Source organism: Pseudomonas sp. NyZ201, from assembly GCF_049860765.1.
GTDB classification, from domain to species: domain Bacteria; phylum Pseudomonadota; class Gammaproteobacteria; order Pseudomonadales; family Pseudomonadaceae; genus Aquipseudomonas; species Aquipseudomonas bharatica.
The window spans coordinates 5,604,857-5,621,762 of sequence record NZ_CP187557.1; the positions used below are offsets into that span (position 1 = coordinate 5,604,857).

Genomic DNA, 16,906 nt, shown 5'->3' on the forward strand with positions numbered 1-16,906 from the left:
CGGACCTTGTGGGAGCGGGTTCACCCCCGATTACGATAGTGGGCTCACTACCGCAATCGCGGGTGAACCCGCTCCCACAAGGGTCGCGGCGTGCTTGAGTTAACTGAACAACTCCGAAGCCGGACTCGCCGCCGCCAACTCTTCTACGGTTTCCAGCAGATAAGGCGCCAGTTCATGCATCCGCGCCTCGCTCATCCGCGCCGTAGGCCCGGCAATGCTGACCACCCCGACCGCCCGGCCATCCCGGGGATCCGCCACCACCGCCGCCAGCGCCGACATGCCTACCGCCGAGCTCTCCACCACCCAGGCGTAGCCGCGCTCCCGGGCCAGGCGCAGGCGCTCCAGCAATTCGGCATTGGATTTGGGTGCGTTCGGCCCGAATTCCTTGGCCGGGCCCACGCCCTGGCGCTCCACCAGCAGCAGGGCCTGGGCATCGCTCAGGCTGGCCAGCCAGGCATGCCCCGAAGCGCTGTAGAACAACGGTGCATCCCGGCCCATGTCCGGATCGTACTTGAGCCCCGAGCGGGCGCCCTGGGACTTGGCGATCCAGGTCTGGCGCTCGCCTTCGATCACCCCGAGGCGCACCAGCTCGCCGCTCTTGCGCGCCAGATCGTCAAGGATCGGCTGGACGATGTCCGCGCCGCTGTTGGCGAGGTAGCGAAAGCCCATGGCCACCAGCCGGGTGCTGAGCAGGTAGCGGCTGTTCTCCGGATTCTGCCGCACATAACCCAGCCGGATCAGCTCGGCGAGCATGCGGTGGGTCGCGCTTTTCGGAATGTCGAGCTGCTCGGCCAGCGTCTGCATCGGCAGCCCGCGAGGCTCGCTGGTAAGGCTTTCGATAAGGCTCAACGCGCGTTCGATCTGACTGCCGGCCATGGTCACGGTCCTTGGAAATGTGGGGCGAATTCTAAAGAGCGCCAGACAAAGCGCAAACCACTGTTCGATCTTCGCCCAACTTCGATTACGGAGGCTTGGCACCGTCCGCGTCATTAGCGATTATGGAATCAAGTTCCAAAAATAACATCCCGAGGATCGTCCATGACAGCTCTGCCCACCCCATCCCGCACCGTTGCGTGCGATGTTCTGGTGATAGGTTCCGGCGCCGCCGGCCTGAGTGCCGCGGTTACCGCCGCGTGGCACGGGCAGAAGGTCATCGTGGTCGAGAAGGACCCAGTGTTCGGCGGCGCCACCGCGTGGTCCGGCGGCTGGGCCTGGGTGCCGTGCAATCCGCTGGCCCGGCGCGCCGGTATCGTCGAGGACCGTTCGGCGCCGCGTACCTACCTGGAACACGAGTTGGGCGAGCGCTTCAACGCGCCGTTGATCGACGCCTTTCTCGACGCCGCGCCACACATGGTCGGCTTTTTCGAAAAGCACACCCGCCTGCAGTTCGCCGATGGCAACGGCATCGCCGATATCCATGGCGACACCCCCGGCGCCGGCACCGGCGGCCGCTCGGTGATCGCCGCGCCCTATGACGCTCGCGAAACCGGCAAGTTGCTCAAGCGCCTGCGCCGCACCCTGCGCGAAACCGCGTTCTGGGGCATGCCGATCATGGCCGGCAAGGACCTCACGGCCTTCCTCACCCTGACCCGCTCGTGGCGCTCGGTACTGCATGTGGGCAAACGTGTCACCCGCCACCTGATCGGCCTGGCGACCCACGGCCGCGCCTTGCATCTGGTCAATGGCGTGGCCTTGGTGGCGCGGCTGGCGAAGTCCGCCGAGGACCTGGGCGTGTTGCTCTGGGAGTCTGCTCCGGCCCGTCGCCTGCTGCGTGAGGACGGCACGGTGACCGGCGCCGTGGTGCACACGGCCAAGGGCGAAGTGACCATCAAGGCCCGCGCCGTGGTGCTGGCGGCGGGTGGTTTCCCCAACGATATCGAGCGGCGCAAGGCGATGTTCCCGCGCACGCCCACCGGTCACGAGCACCTGGCCCTGCCGCCGCTCTCGGCCAATGGCGACGGCCTGCGCCTGGGCGAAAGCGCAGGCGGCAAGGTCGCCGACGACCTTTACAGCCCGGTAGCCTGGGCGCCGGTGTCCAGGGTGCCGTACAGCGACGGCAGCAGCGGCCACTTCCCGCACATCATCGAGCGCGGCAAACCGGGGATCATCGGCGTGCTGAGCAACGGCCGGCGCTTCGTCAACGAGGCCGGCGGCTACTACGATTACGTCAGTGCGATGGTCGCCGCAGCGCCCGGGGAAAAGGTCGAGTCCTGGCTGATCTGCGACCACCGCTTCCAGCGCCGCTACGGCCTGGGCATCGCCCGCCCCTTCCCGCTGCCGACGCACACCCTGGTGCGCAACGGCTACCTCAAGCGCGCCGACAGCCTCCACGAGCTGGCCAACCAGTGCGGCATCGACGCACGCGGGCTGATCGACACCGTGACCGAGTACAACCACCACGCCCGCCTCGGCGAGGACCCGCAGTTCGGCCGTGGCAGCACCCTGTACAACCGCAAGCAGGGCGATGCGCTGCACGGGCCGAACCCCTGCGTGGCGCCCATCGAGCAGGGGCCGTTCTATGCCGTGAAGGTCGAAGCCGGCTGCTTCGGCACCTTCGCCGGGCTGCGCACCAACGAGTACGCCCAGGTGCTGGATGGCGACCGGCAACCGATCCCCGGCCTGTATGCGGCGGGCTGCGACATGGCCAGCATCATGGGCGGCCACTATCCTGCGGGCGGGATCAACCTCGGGCCGGCACTGACTTTCGGCTATATCGCCGCCCGCCATATCGCCGGCGTCACCGACTACGAGTGATCAGGTGAAGCGCTGGCCGGAAATCGCCGGGTGATAGATCGGCTGGACCTTGTTCCCCGCAGGGTCCAGCAGGTGGAAGCTCCAGGTCCCGTCGCCGTGGGCGAACGGCGTGTCCAGCAGGGTTACCCCGCATTCCTTCAGATAGGCATGCCAGGCGTGCAATTCGTCGAGGCTGTCGACCACGAAGCCGTAGTGGTCCACCGCCTGCACACCGCTGCTCGGAGCGAAGGCACGCCCCAGGGACAGGTTATCGTTGCCGCAGGTGAGGTAGACGAGATCCTCGTTGGCGCGATGCAGCACCTCCATGCCGAGCACCTCCACGTAGAAACGCTCGCAGACTTCGAGGTTGGGCACCAGGATCGCCAGATGGCGCAGGCCGTTGAGCCGGCTTGGACGGGCAGGCATGGTTTCGACTCCATTTTTGTATACAATTTTTCGCAAATATAAGACAAAAAGGAGTTCGACGTGTACAGCCTTCTACTCAAGACCCAATTGCAGCCCGGCACCCTGGAGCGCTTCATGGACGCGATGCGGATCAATGCGGCCAGTTCGGTGAGGGACGAGCCGGGATGCCTGGTGTTCGATGTGATCCGCGACTACAGCGATCCGGACCTGGTCTGGCTGTACGAGGTGTACGAAAGCGAGGCGGCGTTCGAGGCGCATATGCTGACGGCGCATTTTCTCGCCAGCCGGCCGTTGGTGGAACCGTTGATCGTGCGGCAGGAAGTGGTGGAGGGGGAGGTGCTGGCTCTTAACTCAAAGGCCGGAAGCTGACGCGGACCCTGTGGGAGCGGGTTTACCCGCGATTACGTAGGTGAATTCACCATAGCAATCGCGGGTGAACCCGCTCCCACAGTTCTGCAGCGTCAACGAGTCATCAGAAGTCGAAGAACACCGTCTCCCCTTCACCCTGGATACGGATATCGAAGCGATACGCCGTTTTCCCGTCCACTTCGCAGCGCTTGGCCACCAGGGTCTCGCGGCGCTGTGGCTGCTCGATCAGGTTGAGCACGGGGTCCTTGGCGTTGGCTTCGGCCTCGTCATCGAAGTAGATGCGGGTCTGCAGGTGGATGTTGATGCCGCGGGCGAACAGGCTGATGTTGATGTGCGGCGCCATCGGCACGCCGGCGGCGTTCTTCGCCACGCCCGGCTTGATGGTGTGCATGGTCCATTCGCCGGCGTCGAAGGTAGTGGCGGTACGGCCGAAGCCGTTGAAGGCGTTCTCCAGGTTGTAGTCGGTCTGGTAGGCACCGGTGTGGTCGGCCTGCCAGAACTCGACGAAGGAGTCGCGCACCAGGTGGCCGTTGCCGTCATAGACGTTGCCGAACACCAGGATATGCTCGCCCGGCGCGCCGTCCTTGGCCATCCGGCTCCAGATTTCCTGGTCGCGGGTCGGGTTGCCGGCGGCTTCAAGGGCCAGGCCGATGTGGACGTAGGGGCCGGCGGTCTGCGAAGGGGTTTCCGGCAGCAGTTCGATAGGCATGACGGGGCTCCTCAGCGGTTTTCGAAGTGAGTGGCGCGCTGGCCGCGCAGGACGATATCGAAGCGGTACGCCAGGCAGTCCATCGGGTTGGCGTTGCTCATGTCGAGACGGGCGATCAGCAAATCGACCGCCGCCGGATTGGCGATGCTCTTGACGATCGGGCACAGCGGGATCAGCGGATCGCCTTCGAAGTACAGCTGGGTGATCAGGCGGGTCGAGATCGACGGGCCGCTGATCGAGAAGTGGATATGCGCCGGACGCCAGTCGTTCGGGCCATTGCGCCATGGGTACGGGCCCGGCTTGATGGTACGGAAGCTGTAGCGGCCTTCGCTGTCGGTCAGGGCCCGGCCGACGCCACCGAAATTCGGGTCCAGCGGCGCCAGGTAGCGGTCGTTCTTGTGGCGATAGCGGCCGCCGGCGTTGGCTTGCCACATCTCCACCAGGGTGTTGGGGATCGGCTTGCCGTACTGGTCGAAGACCCGGCCGGTGACCAGGATGCGCTCGCCAACGGGCAGGCCACCGTTGTTGAAGTTCAGCAACAGGTCGTTGTCGTGTTCGCCGAAGCGCAGGTGGGAAAAGTCCGGGCCGGTGCTCTCGCTGATCGACTGCGGAATGCTCACCAGCGCCTGGCGTGGCGAACGGGCGACGGAAGTCTTGTAGTCGGGGGTGAGGGCCTTAGGGTGCCAGTTTCGATCACGGATAACGAAGCGACTGTTGTCTGTAGCAGACATGCCGTTCTCCTGTTCTTGGATTTATGGAGAGCCCGATCAGGACGGGCAGGTGGTGCGGCGAAGTGTCTCTCGTGACGAACCCGGCGAAAACTGAATTGTCCTACCTGACTCATAACCACATGGTTATGTGTAACCTGATGTCTCCCGACTGGACTAGTCTTAGGGCGACGACACCACCCCGTGGAGAACTACCCATGCAATGGCGAAAAGGCAGACGCAGCGACAACGTGGTCGACGCTCGGGGCGAGAGTCCGGGCGGCATGCGCATGGGCGGCGGCAAGGGCCTGACCCTGGGCGCCGTGGTGCTGATCGTCGGGATCGGCCTGCTGACCGGGCAGGATCCGATGCAGATCCTGGGGCAACTGGCCGGGCAGATGCAGCAGGGCGCGCCCACCCAGTCCCAGACGGCGCCGCGCCCGGCGGCGAACGACGAGGGCAGCCAGTTCGTCGCCAGCATCCTGGGAGATACCGAAGACACCTGGCGGGCGATCTTTGCCCAGGCCAACAGGCAGTACAAGGATCCGAAGCTGGTGCTGTTCAGCGGCCAGGTGAATTCCGCCTGCGGCTTCGCCACCTCTGCCACCGGGCCGTTCTACTGCCCGGCAGACCAGCAGGTGTACCTGGACATGAGTTTCTTCCGCGAAATGGAGCAGCGCTTCGCCGCTGCGGGCGACTTCGCCCAGGCCTACGTGATCGCCCATGAAGTCGGCCATCACGTGCAGACCCTGCTGGGCATCTCGGCCAAGGTCAACGACGCGCGGCGCAGCGGCCAGCGGGTCGAGGGCGCCAGCGGCCTGCTGGTACGCCAGGAACTGCAGGCCGACTGCCTTGCCGGGGTCTGGGCCTACCAGGCGCAACAACGGCACAACTGGCTGGAGCCGGGAGATGTCGAAGAAGCCCTGAACGCGGCCAATGCCATCGGCGATGATCGCCTGCAGCAGCAGGGTCAGGGCCGCGTGGTACCGGACTCCTTCACCCACGGGACCTCGGCGCAAAGGGTGAAGTGGTTCAAGGCGGGGTTCGACAAGGGTGATATCAACCAGTGCGATACCTTCACGGCCAAAGTGCTGTGATTTCCCAGGCGCCGCTGCCCCCTGTGGGAGCTGGCGTTGCCAGCGATGAGGCCAAACCTGACAAAGCAGTTGCCTGACCAGACGCCATCGCCGGCAACGCCGGCTCCCACAAGGATTTCTGCCAACTTCGATTACCCGACAAGCCCCGCATTTGCGGGGCTTGTCACATCTTGTTGAGTATTTTCGTCGGTTTTATTGAAAAAGCGTTTCAGCCCGCCGGGTTTACGCCGATAAAGCGTCCTCTACACACGCTGGCCTCCAAGAAAAAGAACTTTCAGCGACCGCCGATCACACCTTTTCTGGAGGGAACCCATGAACAGTTGGTTTGCCAACATCAGTGTCAATCTCAAGCTCGGGCTCGGTTTCGGCCTGGTCCTGGTGCTCACCGCCCTGCTCGCACTCACCGGCTGGAGCAGCCTGGGCAGCCTGATCCAGCGCAGCAACTGGATGAGCGACATCACCCGCCTGAACAGCGACCTGACCAACCTGCGGGTCGCGCGCCTGCAGTACATGCTGGCCAACGGCGACGACGCCACCGCCAACAACGTGCAGGCCAAGCTAAATGACTTCAACCAACAGCAGCAGCAGTTGCTGAAGACCTTCAAGAGCCCGGAAAACCTCAAGCTGCTGAACGAGCAGGCGCAGATCATTGCCGCCTACCAGGTCACCCTCGACCGCATGCGCGCCACCTACAAGGCCAGCGCGGTGGCCCGTACCGATCTGGAAACCAGCGCCGCCGCCGCGCTGCAACTGATCGATAACATCAACCGCGATGTGCTCGGCCAGGGCGAAAGCGATGCCGCACGCCTGGAGCAATACCGCGCGGCCAGCGCCGCCAAGGAGCAGTTGCTGCAAGTGCGCTTCGAAGTGCGCGGCTACATCGCCGACAACTCGACGCAGAGCGAGCAGACGGCCCTGCGCCAGTTGGACAACGCCCTGGACTACGCGCGCAAGCTGGGCCAGGTGCTGCCCAACGAAGCAGCGCGCATCCAGCAGTTCGAGGCTGCCGTGGTCAGCTACCGCGATGCCTTGAACCGCTACAAGGCCGCCATCGCCGACATCGCCGCCGCCCGTGCGGAAATGACCACCCAAGGCTACGACATCGTCAGCCGCAGCGAAGCGCTGTACAAAATCCAGCTCGAACGTCGCGACGCCGAAAGCGCCGAAGCCCGTACCCTGCAATTGATCGCCACGCTGCTGGCCTTGATCGTCGGCATTGCCGCCGCATTGATCATCACCCGCCAGATCGTCCGCCCGCTGCGTGAAACCATGACCGTGGTCGAACGTATCGCCGCCGGCGACCTGACCCACGAACAGCGGGTCACTCGTCGCGACGAGCTGGGCGTGCTGCAACAGGGCATCCAGCGCATGGGCACCACCCTGCGCGAGCTGATCAGCGGCATCCGCGATGGCGTCACCCAGATCGCCAGCGCTGCCGAAGAGCTGTCGGCCGTCACCGAGCAAACCAGTGCCGGCGCCAACAACCAGAAAAGCGAGACCGATCAGGTCGCTACCGCCATGCATGAAATGGCGACCACCGTGCAGGAAGTCGCGCGCAACGCCGAACACGCCTCGGCAGCGGCCACCGACGCCGACCGCCAGGCGCGTGCCGGTGACGACGTGGTCGGCCAGGCCATCGCCCAGATCGAAAAACTGGCCGGCGAGGTACAGCGCTCCACCGAGGCCATGGCCGAGTTGCAGAAGGAAAGCCAGAAGATCGGCAGCGTCATGGATGTGATCAAGTCGGTCGCCGAGCAGACCAACCTGCTGGCCCTCAATGCCGCCATCGAGGCGGCCCGTGCCGGCGAAGCCGGGCGTGGTTTTGCGGTGGTGGCCGATGAAGTGCGCGGGCTGGCGCAGCGCACGCAGAAATCCACCGAGGAAATCGAAGAACTGGTGGCCGGCCTGCAGGCCGGCACCCAGCAGGTGGCCAATGTCATGCTTGGCAGCCGCAGCCTGACCGACAGCAGCGTCGAGCTGACCCGCAAGGCCGGGACCTCACTGGAGAGCATCACCCGCGTGGTCTCCGACATCCAGTCGATGAACCAGCAGATCGCTGCGGCAGCCGAGCAGCAGAGCGCGGTGGCCGAGGAAATCAGCCGGAGCATCCTAAGTGTGCGGGACGTGTCGGAGCAGACCGCTTCGGCCAGCGAGGAGACGGCGGCGTCCAGTGTCGAGCTGGCGCGGCTGGGAAATCAGTTGCAGATGATGGTCAGTCACTTCCGGGTCTGACCTGACACGGATCTGTGGGAGCGGGTTCACCCGCGATTGCGTCGGTGAGTTCACCACCGTAATCGCGGGTGAACCCGCTCCCACACTGACCGCGTCAAACCAACTTACTTGACTACCTGCCCCACCCCTCTCCCGCGCGGATCCGAAGCCGTCTCCAGCTTGCCGCCACTGACCCAGATGGCCTGCACATCCCCCATCTCCCAGCCCTGATCCTCCAGGGTATATCCCATCTTCTTCAGCTCCTGCGCCACCTCTCCGGTCAACGGCGCATAGGCATCGAAATAAATGGTGTCCTTGGGCAGCAACTGGTGATGCACGCGCTGCGCGGCCACGGCTTTGTCCAGTGGCAGGTCGTAGTCATACAGGTTGTTCAGCACCTGGAAGATCGAGGTGAAGATCCGCGAGCCACCCGGTGTTCCCAGCACCAGGGTCACCTGGCCATCGCGGGTCACCAGGCTCGGACTCATCGACGACAACATGCGCTTGCCCGGCTCGATGGCATTGGCATCGCCACCCACCACGCCGAAAGCATTGGCTACACCCGGCTTGGAACTGAAGTCATCCATTTCGTCGTTGAGCAGGAAGCCCGCGCCCTTGACCACCATGCCGCTGCCGTAGTCCCAGTTCAGGGTGTAGGTATTGCTGACCGCATTGCCCTGTTTGTCGACGATGGAGAAGTGGGTGGTCTGGTGCGGTTCAAGGCCCGGGCGGACTTTCCCGGTTTCGGAAATCGCCGTCGGATTGATCTCTTTCGCGCGCTTTGCCAGGTAATCCGGCGCCACCAGTTCGGCCACCGGCACCTTGGCGAAGGCCGGGTCGCCCAGGTAGTCGGCGCGGTCCGCGAATACCCGCTTCTCGATCTCGGCCAGCAGGTGGATATAACGTGCCGAGTTCAGCCCGACGCCCTTGAAGTCGGCCGCACGTTGCTCCTTGATGCCCAGCAACTGAGCCAGCGCTATGCCGCCCGAGCTGGGCAGCGGCGCGGTGTACACCACGTTGCCGCGCCAGTCGATGCGCATCGGCTCACGCCAGACCGCCTTGTAGTCCTTGAGGTCATCCTTGCTGATCAGGCCGTTGCTGGCCTGCATCTGCGCCACCAGCAGGTCGGCGGTCCTGCCCTGGTAGAACTCGCTGCCCCCCTTGTCGGCGATGCGCTCCAGGGTCTGCGCCAGCTCGGGCTGCTTGAAGGTTTCGCCGACCTTCATGTGGCCGAAGTAATCGTTGAAGTTGGTGCTGTCCTTGAACAGGCCCTGGGCGTCCTCGCGATATTGGTATTGCTTCTCGGCGACCTTGAAACCGTTCTTCGCATAGCCGACGGCTGGGGTCAGCAGCTCCGACCAGGGCAGCTTGCCGAACTTGCTGTGCGCCTCCCACAACCCCATCACCGTACCCGGTACGCCCGCCGCACGGGCGCCTACCAGGCTGAGGTTCTCGATGATCTCGCCCTTGTCGTCGAGGTACATGTTGCGGGTGGCAGCCTTGGGCGCCACTTCGCGGTAGTCGAGGAAATACGCCTTGCCGTCCATGTACAGGGTCATGAAGCCACCGCCGCCGATGTTACCGGCCTCGGGGTAGGTCACGGCGAGGGTGAAGGCGGTGGCGACGGCGGCATCCACCGCGTTGCCGCCCTTCTTGAGAATGTCGGCGGCAACCTGTGCGCCATATTGATCGGGTGCGGCGACAGCGCCGCCTTCCAGTGTCACTGCGTAAGCCGCAGAGCTGGCGAAAATCGCCGCGGAGAAGCCCAAGGTTCGAAGCATCACTACGCGCATAAAACGTCCCTGGTGTTGTTTTCGTTGAACACTCATTAAGGCCCATGAAGGAAGAGTTATCAAACGAAGTGGGATGTTTCCTCAGCAGGCGTAGGCAGCGAGCTTGTGCTGGATGAAGTCGAGGAAGCACTGGATGCGCAGGGCCAGCTGCGAGTTGCGGTAGTACACGGCGTGGATCGGCTGACGGTAGCCGCTGTTGGCTTCGCCCAGCAGGACCTGCAGACGACCGCTGCGGATATCCTCGTGGGTCATGAAATGGGACAGGCAGGCGATGCCCTCGCCAGCCAGGGCCAGGGCGCGAATGGTTTCGCCGCTGGACGCACACAGGGTCGGACGGATCAGCCAGCGATCGCCCTCGGCGTGGCGCAACGGCCAGTGGTTGAGGGTTTCGGTCTGGGTGAAACCGATCAGGGAGTGCTGCGCCAGATCCTCGACCCGTGCCGGAATGCCATGGCGCTCCAGGTAGAGCGGGCTGGCCAGCAGGTTCAGCGGGCTGCAACCCAGGGAGCGGGCATGCAGGCTGGAGTCGGCCAGCTCACCGATGCGGATCGCCACATCGGTGCTCTGCTCCAGCAGGTCGATAATCAGGTCGTTGGTGTTCAACTCCAGCTGGATCTGCGGATACAGCGCACGAAACTCGCCGATCCAGGGCACGATGGCATGGAGCATGAACGGCAGCGCGGCATTGACCCGCAGGCGCCCGGACGGGGTCTGGTGATGCTGGGAGAGGTGTTCCTCCAGCTCGTCCATCTGCTGCAGGATCGCCTTGGCCCGCTCGAAGAAAAAACGCCCTTCCTCGGTCAGGTCCATGCGCCGCGTAGTGCGGTTGATCAGGGTCGTGCCCAGCTTGCTTTCCAGGCGCGACAGGGTCCGGCTGATGGCCGAGGGCGTCTGCCCGCCCTGTTCGGCGGCGGCGGAAATCGAGCCGCACTCGATCACCGAGACGAACACCTGCAATTCATCGGACCTGGCTTTCACTGAAGGACTCTCACGATCGGCAACCGGCAGAGTCATAGCCCGTCGCCGCGCGATACGCAAGGCCGGATCAGGCCTTGCCGGCGAATACCCGGGCCAGGTGCGCCTCGTAGGCAGCGACGGTCGCCGGCACATCGGGACGTTTCATCACGTCTGTGGCGAGGAAAGTCGGCAGGCGGCTCATGCCGAGGAATTCATTGGCCTTGTGGAACGGGAAGTACACCGCGTCCACGCCCTTGCCCTCGAAGAACTGGCCCGGCTCGTCGAACGCCTCCTGCGGGGCGTTCCAGGTCAGCGACAACATGTACTGCTTGCCCTGGATCAGGCCACCGCTGCCATATTTCTTCGAGCCGTTGGCTCGGGTTCGGCCATCGCTGGCATACAGGCTGCCGTGACCGGCGGTGAAGACCTCGTCGAGGTATTGCTTGACGGTCCAGGGCGCTCCCATCCACCAGCCGGGCATCTGGTAGATGACCACATCGGCCCACAGGAACTTCCCGACTTCCTCCTGGGTGTCGTAGCCGCCGTCGATATAGGTGCTCTTCACGTCGTAGCCACCACGGTCTAGGAACGCCATCGCGGTTTCATGCAGGGTTTCGTTCAAGCGGCCATCGGAATGGGCGAATTGCTTGCCGCCGTTGAGCAGCAGGATCTTTTTCATTGCGAAGCCTCGTCGTTCGTTCGGGTCCGCCTCGAAGGGGACCGGGATAACTGGATGCCGGCAGATTAATCGGCAGCCGACGAGGGAAAAACCGTCCCACGAGCAAAATACTTTTGACCTGAAAGCACAAATTGGCTGCCGATTATTGAAATAGAATCAGCTCTTCACTTTCCGGAGATTTCCAATGAGCGAACCCTACGGCTTCATTCTCAAAGCCAAGACCCGCCCGGAACAGGCCGATGCCTTCGAGCGCCTGTTCCGCGCCTACGTCGAACCGAGCCGCGCCGAGCCGGGCTGCATCGAGTACCACATGCTGCGCGACAAGGAAGACCCGACCCTGTTCGTGTTCTATGAAGTCTGGGCCAGCAAGGAAGCGCTGGACGTGCATTCCGCCCTGCCGCACATGACTGAATTCTTCGAGCGGCGCATGGACTACCTGGAGCGGGATTTCGACATCCAGTTGATCGAGATGCTCAGCGAGTCCTCGGCTAACCGTTGATCATCAGGTGCGCGCCGAGCAGCGCCAGGCCGATGAAGAAGCAGCGCTTGAAGAGCTGGGCGCTGATGCGCTGGCGCAGCCACTGGCCGACGAACATACCCAGCAGCGCAGGCGCCAGCACCAGCAACGACGCACCCAGGGCCTGACTGCCGAGGGCGTCCTGCCCGGCCAGGCCGATGGCCAGTGCGACGGTGGAAACGGTGAAGGACAAACCCAGGGCCTGGACCCGCTCATCGCGATCCAGGTCCAGCGCACCGAGGTAAGGCACCGCCGGGATCACGAAGACACCGGTAGCGGCGGTGATCAGTCCGGTCAGCGCGCCACACACGGGCCCCAGCCACACTTCCTGCCGCGGTTTCAGGCTGAACGGCGGCAACCACAATCCCACCAGCGCATACAGCAACAGCGCCGCGCCCAAGGCATGGGCCGCCCAGGCGCCACTGCTGATCCCCAGCCAGGCGCTGCCGGCCAGGGTGCCGAGGAAGATCATCAGCAGCATGGGCCACAAACGATTGATCAAGCCGCGCAGGTGTCCGCCGCTTGCCAGTTGCCAGATATTGGTCAGGGTCGAAGGGACGATCAGCAAGGCCGCTGCCTGCGCCGGAGGCATAGCCAGGCCGAGCAGGCCCATGGCGATGGTAGGCAGGCCGAGGCCGATCACGCCCTTGACTGCACCGGCGAGGAGGAAGGTGAGGAGAACCAGCAAGGTAAGGGCTGGGCCGATTTGTTGGTAGAAGGCGAGGAAGGTTTGCATGGGGAAATAGTGCCCGGATAACCATCAGTAGCCTATTCGTAAATTCGGCAGCCAGCCTATCGTATGGCAATAGGCTTCTCTAAACTCAACCAATTTCTGGCGGCCGCTCTCATGCACTTCGACCTCACCGACCTCCGCCTTTTCCTCCATACCGTGGAGTGCGGCAACATCACCGCCGGTGCGCGGCGCAGTCATTTGTCGCTGCCGGCAGCCAGTGCGCGGATCCGGGCGATGGAGAGTTCACTGGGAATCGCCCTGCTCGAACGCAATCGCCGGGGCGTGCAACCCACGCCAGCGGGACAGGCGCTGGTCACCCATGCGCGGCAGATCGGCCTCCAGGTCGAGCGCCTGCGATTCGACCTGGCGCAGTACGCCAATGGCCTGCAGGGCCAGGTTCGCCTGTTGTGCAATACCGCAGCGCTGACCGAGTACCTGCCGGAACTGCTCGCCGGGTTCCTGCGCCAGCGTCCGCAGATCGATGTGGATATCCAGGAATTGCCGAGCCTGCGTATCGTCCAGGCGCTCGGCCAGGGCATCGCCGATATCGGGATCATCTCGACGGCAGTGGCTTGCGGCGACTTGCAGACCCGGCCATTCCGCGATGATCCGCTGGTGCTGATCATGGCGCCCGACCACCCGCTCGCGGCTGTGGACAATCCCGGCTTTCCCCGCTCACTCGAACACGGCTATGTCGGTCTCGGCGCCAGCAGCGCCCTGGCCCTTCATCTGGAAGAACAGGCGCTGCACCTGGGCCGACGCATGCAGGTGCGAGTAAGGGCCGAGGGCTTCGACGGGGTGATCCGCATGGTCGCCCACGGTGCCGGGCTGGGCATCGTGCCGCTGGCGGCGGTACGCCGTTGGCAGGGCATGCTGCCGTTGCACAGTGTGGCCTTGCAGGAAGAGTGGGCGCAGCGCCGGTTGCTGCTCTGCGCACGGGGTTTCGCCAGCTTGCCCGGTCAGGCCCTGGCCCTGCTCGAGGCCCTGGCGCCGCGCGTTTAGACAACTGGACGTCGAACACAGGCAATTGCCGGGCAGACCGGCCCGCTAGGCTGCGGACTCTTTCAATTGCCTGACGGAGCCCTTATGAGCAAGCCAATCGTGGTCCTTCGCGATACCCATCCGCTGCCGGTACTCGACGCCTGCAAATGGGAAAAACTGGCGGGCGATCCGCACACCGTCAACCTCAACGCCTACACCAGCGAAGACGGCAGCAAGATCATGGGCACCTGGATCTGCACCCCGGGCAAATGGCGAGTGGCTTACGAGAAGTGGGAGTACTGCCATTTCCAGGAAGGCTATTGCGTGATCACCCCTGACGGCCAGGAGCCGATTCACCTGCGCGCCGGGGATATCTTCATCGTCGAGCCGGGAATGAAGGGCACTTGGGAAGTGGTCGAGACGGTGCGCAAGTATTTCGTCTTTGCTTGATTTACGCGGCCCCTGTGGGAGCGGGTTCACCCGCGATTACTGTAGTGAATTCACCATCGTAATCGCGGGTGAACCCGCTCCCACAAGGTCCGCGTCGTCAGTTACTCCGACTTACGGTAACTCTCCACGATCGCCGAAAAGTCCTTCCCGCCATCCCCGCGCAAGCTCATCGCCTGGTAGAGCTGCTGTGCCACCGCTCCGAGGATCACCGGCTGATGTGCCTGTTTCGCCGCTTCGGTCGCCAGTCCCAGGTCCTTGAGCATCAGGTCCGCCCCGAAGCCCCCGGTATACCCGCGAGCCGCAGGTGCGGTATCGATGATTCCCGGCCACGGATTGTAGGTGTCGGAACTCCAGCATCGCCCGGTTGAGCTGTTGATGATGCCCGCCAGCACCTTGGTATCGATTCCCAGCGCATTGCCCAGGGCCATGGCCTCGGACACGCCGACCATGGAAATCCCCAGCAGCAGGTTGTTGCAGATCTTGGCGATCTGCCCGGTGCCGACATCGCCGCAATGCACGATATTGCGGCCCATCTGCGCCAGTACCGGCTGCAGGGTGGTGAACAGCGCGTCGCTGCCACCGACCATGAAGGTCAAGGTCCCCGCCGCCGCGCCCCCGGTCCCTCCCGACACCGGCGCGTCGCCCATGTCCACGCCCTGTTTCTTCGCGGCAGCGGACACGTCACGGGCGGTCTGCGGATCGATGGTGCTGCAGTCCACCACCGGCGTACCGGCACGGACACCGGCCAGCACCCCGTTTTCACCCAGGTAGACGCTGCGCACATGAGCCGCGGCAGGAAGCATGGTGATGACCAGCTCGGCGCTGCTGGCGGCATGTCGCGGCGAATCGCTGATATGCCCGCCCAGACCCGCCAGTTCGGCGAGAACGCTGGTATTGAGGTCGAACAGGTCGAGGTGGTGCCCGGCCTTGATCAGGTTGCGCGCCATCGGCGCGCCCATGTTGCCCAGTCCTATGAATGCGATACGCATGATCGACTCCTTAGCGCAGGCTGATGGTGGTGTTCACGCCGTCGTTGACGCTGTCGTCATCGAACCAGCGGGCAGTGACCGTCTTGGTCTGAGTGTAGAACTGCACCACCTGCTTGCCGTACGGGCCGAGGTCGCCGAGCTTGGAGCCACGGGATCCGGTGAAGCTGAAGAACGGCACCGGCACCGGAATCGGGATATTGATGCCGACCTGGCCGACGTCGATCTCCGCCTGGAACTTGCGCGCTGCCGCTCCGCTCTGGGTGAACAAGCCGGTACCGTTGCCGAATGGGTTGCGGTTGACCAGGGCAATGGCTTCGTCGAGGGTGTCGACTTCCAGCACCACCAGCACCGGGCCGAAGATTTCCTGGGTGTAGATCTGCATGTCGGTCGTCACCCCGGAGAACAGGGTCGGGCCGACGAAGTTGCCGTTCTCGTAGCCCGGCACCTTGACGTCGCGACCGTCCAGTTCGAGCCTGGCGCCCTCGCGGATACCGCTTTCGATCAGGCCCAGCACACGTTCCTTGGCGCGCTTGGAGATCAGCGGGCCGACATCGGTGCCCGGCTCGTTGCCGGCATTGACCTTCAGCTTCGCAGCCAGGGCCTTGAGGTCCGGCAGCCACTCGCGGGCCTTGCCTACCAGCACCGCCACCGAGGTCGCCATGCAGCGCTGGCCGGCGGCACCGAAGGCCGCACCGGCCAGGGCATTGAGGGTCTGCTCGCGATTGGCGTCAGGCAGCACCACCGCGTGGTTCTTCGCCCCCATCATCGACTGCACGCGCTTGCCGTGCTGGCCGGCCAGGTTGTAGACGTGGGTGCCGACCTCGGTAGAGCCTACGAAGGAAATCGCCTTGATATCGCTATGGGTGCACAACGCATCCACCACGTGCTTGCCGCCGTGCACGACATTGAGCACACCGGCCGGAACCCCGGCTTCGATCGCCAGTTCGACGAGCATCATGGTCGACAGGGGATCCTGCTCGGACGGCTTGAGCACGAAGGTATTGCCGCAGACGATCGCCATCGGGAACATCCACAGCGGGATCATTGCCGGGAAGTTGAACGGGGTGATGCCGGCGCACACACCGATCGGCTGGCGCAGGGTGTAGGTGTCGACCCCACCGGCCACGTTCTCGGCGAACTCGCCCATCTGCAGGGTGCCGATGCTGCACGCATGCTCCACCACTTCCAGGCCGCGGAAGATATCGCCCTCGGCGTCGGCGATGGTCTTGCCCTGCTCGGCGCTGAGGGTCACGGCGATGCGCTTGGAATGTTCACGGATCAGCGCCTGCAGGCGCAGCATGATGCGCATGCGTGCGCCGATCGGGGTGTCCTTCCAGGTCTTGAAGGCGCGCTGGGCGGCAGCCACGGCGGCATCCACTTCCTCGGCGGTGGCAAAGGGCACGCGCGCCAGCACTTCCTGGGTGGCCGGGTTGACGATGTCTCGCCATTCGCTGGTTTTCGACTCGACCCACTGGCCGTCGATCAACAGGCGGACCTGATCGATCTTGGTCTGGCCGGGCGTGAGGGATGCGTTCATGGGGCTTCTCCTGGACAT

Annotated in this window: 17 protein-coding genes and 1 pseudogene; 8 read left to right on the plus strand and 10 right to left on the minus strand. The window is 64.2% G+C overall.

The features are described 5' to 3' along the window. Window positions 1-99: 99 nt before the first annotated feature. The gene (locus ACPFMA_RS25250; protein WP_425928982.1) at window positions 100-876 is read right to left on the minus strand and encodes an IclR family transcriptional regulator; all 777 of its coding nucleotides are present in this window, start codon (window positions 874-876) and stop codon (window positions 100-102) included. Between the two features lie 162 nt (window positions 877-1,038). On the opposite strand from ACPFMA_RS25250, the gene ACPFMA_RS25255 reads away from it, so the two are divergent. Beyond that, complete coding sequence (locus ACPFMA_RS25255; RefSeq protein ID WP_425928983.1) at window positions 1,039-2,754, plus strand: FAD-dependent oxidoreductase; 1,716 nt, start codon at window positions 1,039-1,041, stop codon at window positions 2,752-2,754. Here the strand turns inward: ACPFMA_RS25255 and ACPFMA_RS25260 are convergent, their stop codons facing one another. Continuing rightward, entirely contained in the window at window positions 2,755-3,159 is a 405-nt protein-coding gene (locus ACPFMA_RS25260) for a VOC family protein (protein ID WP_009398936.1), read from the minus strand. It abuts the gene before it with no gap. Between the two features lie 60 nt (window positions 3,160-3,219). Here ACPFMA_RS25260 and ACPFMA_RS25265 point away from each other — a divergent pair, with 60 nt between their 5' ends. Further along, window positions 3,220-3,528, plus strand: coding sequence for a putative quinol monooxygenase (locus ACPFMA_RS25265; protein WP_420057556.1), 309 nt, complete (start codon window positions 3,220-3,222; stop codon window positions 3,526-3,528). A gap of 103 nt (window positions 3,529-3,631) precedes the next feature. On the opposite strand, the gene pcaG is transcribed toward ACPFMA_RS25265, so the two are convergent. Together pcaG and pcaH are read right to left on the minus strand one after the other, a co-directional pair. Continuing rightward, window positions 3,632-4,237, minus strand: coding sequence for a protocatechuate 3,4-dioxygenase subunit alpha (pcaG, locus tag ACPFMA_RS25270; RefSeq protein ID WP_064303574.1), 606 nt, complete (start codon window positions 4,235-4,237; stop codon window positions 3,632-3,634). Between the two features lie 11 nt (window positions 4,238-4,248). After that, complete coding sequence (gene pcaH, locus ACPFMA_RS25275; protein ID WP_009398933.1) at window positions 4,249-4,968, minus strand: protocatechuate 3,4-dioxygenase subunit beta; 720 nt, start codon at window positions 4,966-4,968, stop codon at window positions 4,249-4,251. 194 nt (window positions 4,969-5,162) lie between these two features. On the opposite strand from pcaH, the gene ypfJ reads away from it, so the two are divergent. The 3 genes and pseudogenes from ypfJ to ACPFMA_RS25290 all read left to right on the plus strand — a co-directional run bounded on the left by ypfJ (window position 5,163) and on the right by ACPFMA_RS25290 (window position 8,273). Further along, complete coding sequence (ypfJ, locus tag ACPFMA_RS25280; protein WP_009398932.1) at window positions 5,163-6,041, plus strand: KPN_02809 family neutral zinc metallopeptidase; 879 nt, start codon at window positions 5,163-5,165, stop codon at window positions 6,039-6,041. Between the two features lie 447 nt (window positions 6,042-6,488). Next, a pseudogene (locus ACPFMA_RS25285) lies at window positions 6,489-7,370 on the plus strand (methyl-accepting chemotaxis protein); the annotation flags it as partial. A 198-nt stretch (window positions 7,371-7,568) separates the two neighbouring features. After that, window positions 7,569-8,273 carry a methyl-accepting chemotaxis protein gene (locus ACPFMA_RS25290; RefSeq protein ID WP_376699770.1) on the plus strand — a complete coding sequence of 235 codons (705 nt, stop codon included), beginning with the start codon at window positions 7,569-7,571 and terminating at the stop codon, window positions 8,271-8,273. A gap of 104 nt (window positions 8,274-8,377) precedes the next feature. On the opposite strand, the gene ggt is transcribed toward ACPFMA_RS25290, so the two are convergent. From ggt to ACPFMA_RS25305, 3 genes are all read right to left on the minus strand, one after another. After that, on the minus strand, window positions 8,378-10,045 hold the full coding sequence (gene ggt, locus ACPFMA_RS25295) for a gamma-glutamyltransferase (protein WP_425928984.1): 1,668 nt from the start codon (window positions 10,043-10,045) through the stop codon (window positions 8,378-8,380). Between the two features lie 81 nt (window positions 10,046-10,126). Then, on the minus strand, window positions 10,127-11,023 hold the full coding sequence (locus ACPFMA_RS25300; RefSeq protein ID WP_420057553.1) for a LysR substrate-binding domain-containing protein: 897 nt from the start codon (window positions 11,021-11,023) through the stop codon (window positions 10,127-10,129). A gap of 67 nt (window positions 11,024-11,090) precedes the next feature. Further along, the gene (locus tag ACPFMA_RS25305) at window positions 11,091-11,681 is read right to left on the minus strand and encodes an NAD(P)H-dependent oxidoreductase (protein ID WP_425928985.1); all 591 of its coding nucleotides are present in this window, start codon (window positions 11,679-11,681) and stop codon (window positions 11,091-11,093) included. Between the two features lie 184 nt (window positions 11,682-11,865). On the opposite strand from ACPFMA_RS25305, the gene ACPFMA_RS25310 reads away from it, so the two are divergent. Continuing rightward, a complete protein-coding gene (locus ACPFMA_RS25310) occupies window positions 11,866-12,180 on the plus strand; it encodes a putative quinol monooxygenase (RefSeq protein ID WP_420057550.1) in 315 nt (104 codons plus the stop codon). Here the strand turns inward: ACPFMA_RS25310 and ACPFMA_RS25315 are convergent. Next, window positions 12,170-12,934, minus strand: a complete 765-nt coding sequence (locus tag ACPFMA_RS25315) for a sulfite exporter TauE/SafE family protein (protein WP_009397675.1) — start codon at window positions 12,932-12,934, stop codon at window positions 12,170-12,172. The genes ACPFMA_RS25310 and ACPFMA_RS25315 overlap by 11 nt on opposite strands. Window positions 12,935-13,045: 111 nt before the next feature. Here ACPFMA_RS25315 and ACPFMA_RS25320 point away from each other — a divergent pair, with 111 nt between their 5' ends. Together ACPFMA_RS25320 and ACPFMA_RS25325 are read left to right on the plus strand one after the other, a co-directional pair. Continuing rightward, the gene (locus tag ACPFMA_RS25320; RefSeq protein ID WP_425928987.1) at window positions 13,046-13,933 is read left to right on the plus strand and encodes a LysR substrate-binding domain-containing protein; all 888 of its coding nucleotides are present in this window, start codon (window positions 13,046-13,048) and stop codon (window positions 13,931-13,933) included. An 84-nt stretch (window positions 13,934-14,017) separates the two neighbouring features. Then, the gene (locus tag ACPFMA_RS25325; RefSeq protein ID WP_009397672.1) at window positions 14,018-14,362 is read left to right on the plus strand and encodes a cupin domain-containing protein; all 345 of its coding nucleotides are present in this window, start codon (window positions 14,018-14,020) and stop codon (window positions 14,360-14,362) included. 101 nt (window positions 14,363-14,463) lie between these two features. Here ACPFMA_RS25325 and mmsB read toward each other — a convergent pair whose 3' ends face one another. Then, complete coding sequence (gene mmsB, locus ACPFMA_RS25330) at window positions 14,464-15,351, minus strand: 3-hydroxyisobutyrate dehydrogenase (RefSeq protein WP_425928989.1); 888 nt, start codon at window positions 15,349-15,351, stop codon at window positions 14,464-14,466. 10 nt (window positions 15,352-15,361) lie between these two features. Then, on the minus strand, window positions 15,362-16,888 hold the full coding sequence (locus ACPFMA_RS25335; protein WP_425928990.1) for a CoA-acylating methylmalonate-semialdehyde dehydrogenase: 1,527 nt from the start codon (window positions 16,886-16,888) through the stop codon (window positions 15,362-15,364). Window positions 16,889-16,906: the final 18 nt, after the last annotated feature.

Excerpts from the sequence above, each read along its gene's own strand:
- ACPFMA_RS25250 (WP_425928982.1), bottom strand. The coding sequence starts at position 876 with ATGGCCGGCAGTCAGATCGAACGCGCGTTGAGCCTTATCGAAAGCCTT.
- ACPFMA_RS25255 (WP_425928983.1), top strand. The coding sequence starts at position 1,039 with ATGACAGCTCTGCCCACCCCATCCCGCACCGTTGCGTGCGATGTTCTG.
- ACPFMA_RS25260 (WP_009398936.1), bottom strand. The coding sequence starts at position 3,159 with ATGCCTGCCCGTCCAAGCCGGCTCAACGGCCTGCGCCATCTGGCGATC.
- pcaG (WP_064303574.1), bottom strand. The coding sequence starts at position 4,237 with ATGCCTATCGAACTGCTGCCGGAAACCCCTTCGCAGACCGCCGGCCCC.
- pcaH (WP_009398933.1), bottom strand. The coding sequence starts at position 4,968 with ATGTCTGCTACAGACAACAGTCGCTTCGTTATCCGTGATCGAAACTGG.
- ypfJ (WP_009398932.1), top strand. The coding sequence starts at position 5,163 with ATGCAATGGCGAAAAGGCAGACGCAGCGACAACGTGGTCGACGCTCGG.
- ACPFMA_RS25290 (WP_376699770.1), top strand. The coding sequence starts at position 7,569 with ATGGCGACCACCGTGCAGGAAGTCGCGCGCAACGCCGAACACGCCTCG.
- ggt (WP_425928984.1), bottom strand. The coding sequence starts at position 10,045 with ATGCGCGTAGTGATGCTTCGAACCTTGGGCTTCTCCGCGGCGATTTTC.
- ACPFMA_RS25305 (WP_425928985.1), bottom strand. The coding sequence starts at position 11,681 with ATGAAAAAGATCCTGCTGCTCAACGGCGGCAAGCAATTCGCCCATTCC.
- ACPFMA_RS25310 (WP_420057550.1), top strand. The coding sequence starts at position 11,866 with ATGAGCGAACCCTACGGCTTCATTCTCAAAGCCAAGACCCGCCCGGAA.
- ACPFMA_RS25315 (WP_009397675.1), bottom strand. The coding sequence starts at position 12,934 with ATGCAAACCTTCCTCGCCTTCTACCAACAAATCGGCCCAGCCCTTACC.
- ACPFMA_RS25320 (WP_425928987.1), top strand. The coding sequence starts at position 13,046 with ATGCACTTCGACCTCACCGACCTCCGCCTTTTCCTCCATACCGTGGAG.
- ACPFMA_RS25325 (WP_009397672.1), top strand. The coding sequence starts at position 14,018 with ATGAGCAAGCCAATCGTGGTCCTTCGCGATACCCATCCGCTGCCGGTA.
- mmsB (WP_425928989.1), bottom strand. The coding sequence starts at position 15,351 with ATGCGTATCGCATTCATAGGACTGGGCAACATGGGCGCGCCGATGGCG.
- ACPFMA_RS25335 (WP_425928990.1), bottom strand. The coding sequence starts at position 16,888 with ATGAACGCATCCCTCACGCCCGGCCAGACCAAGATCGATCAGGTCCGC.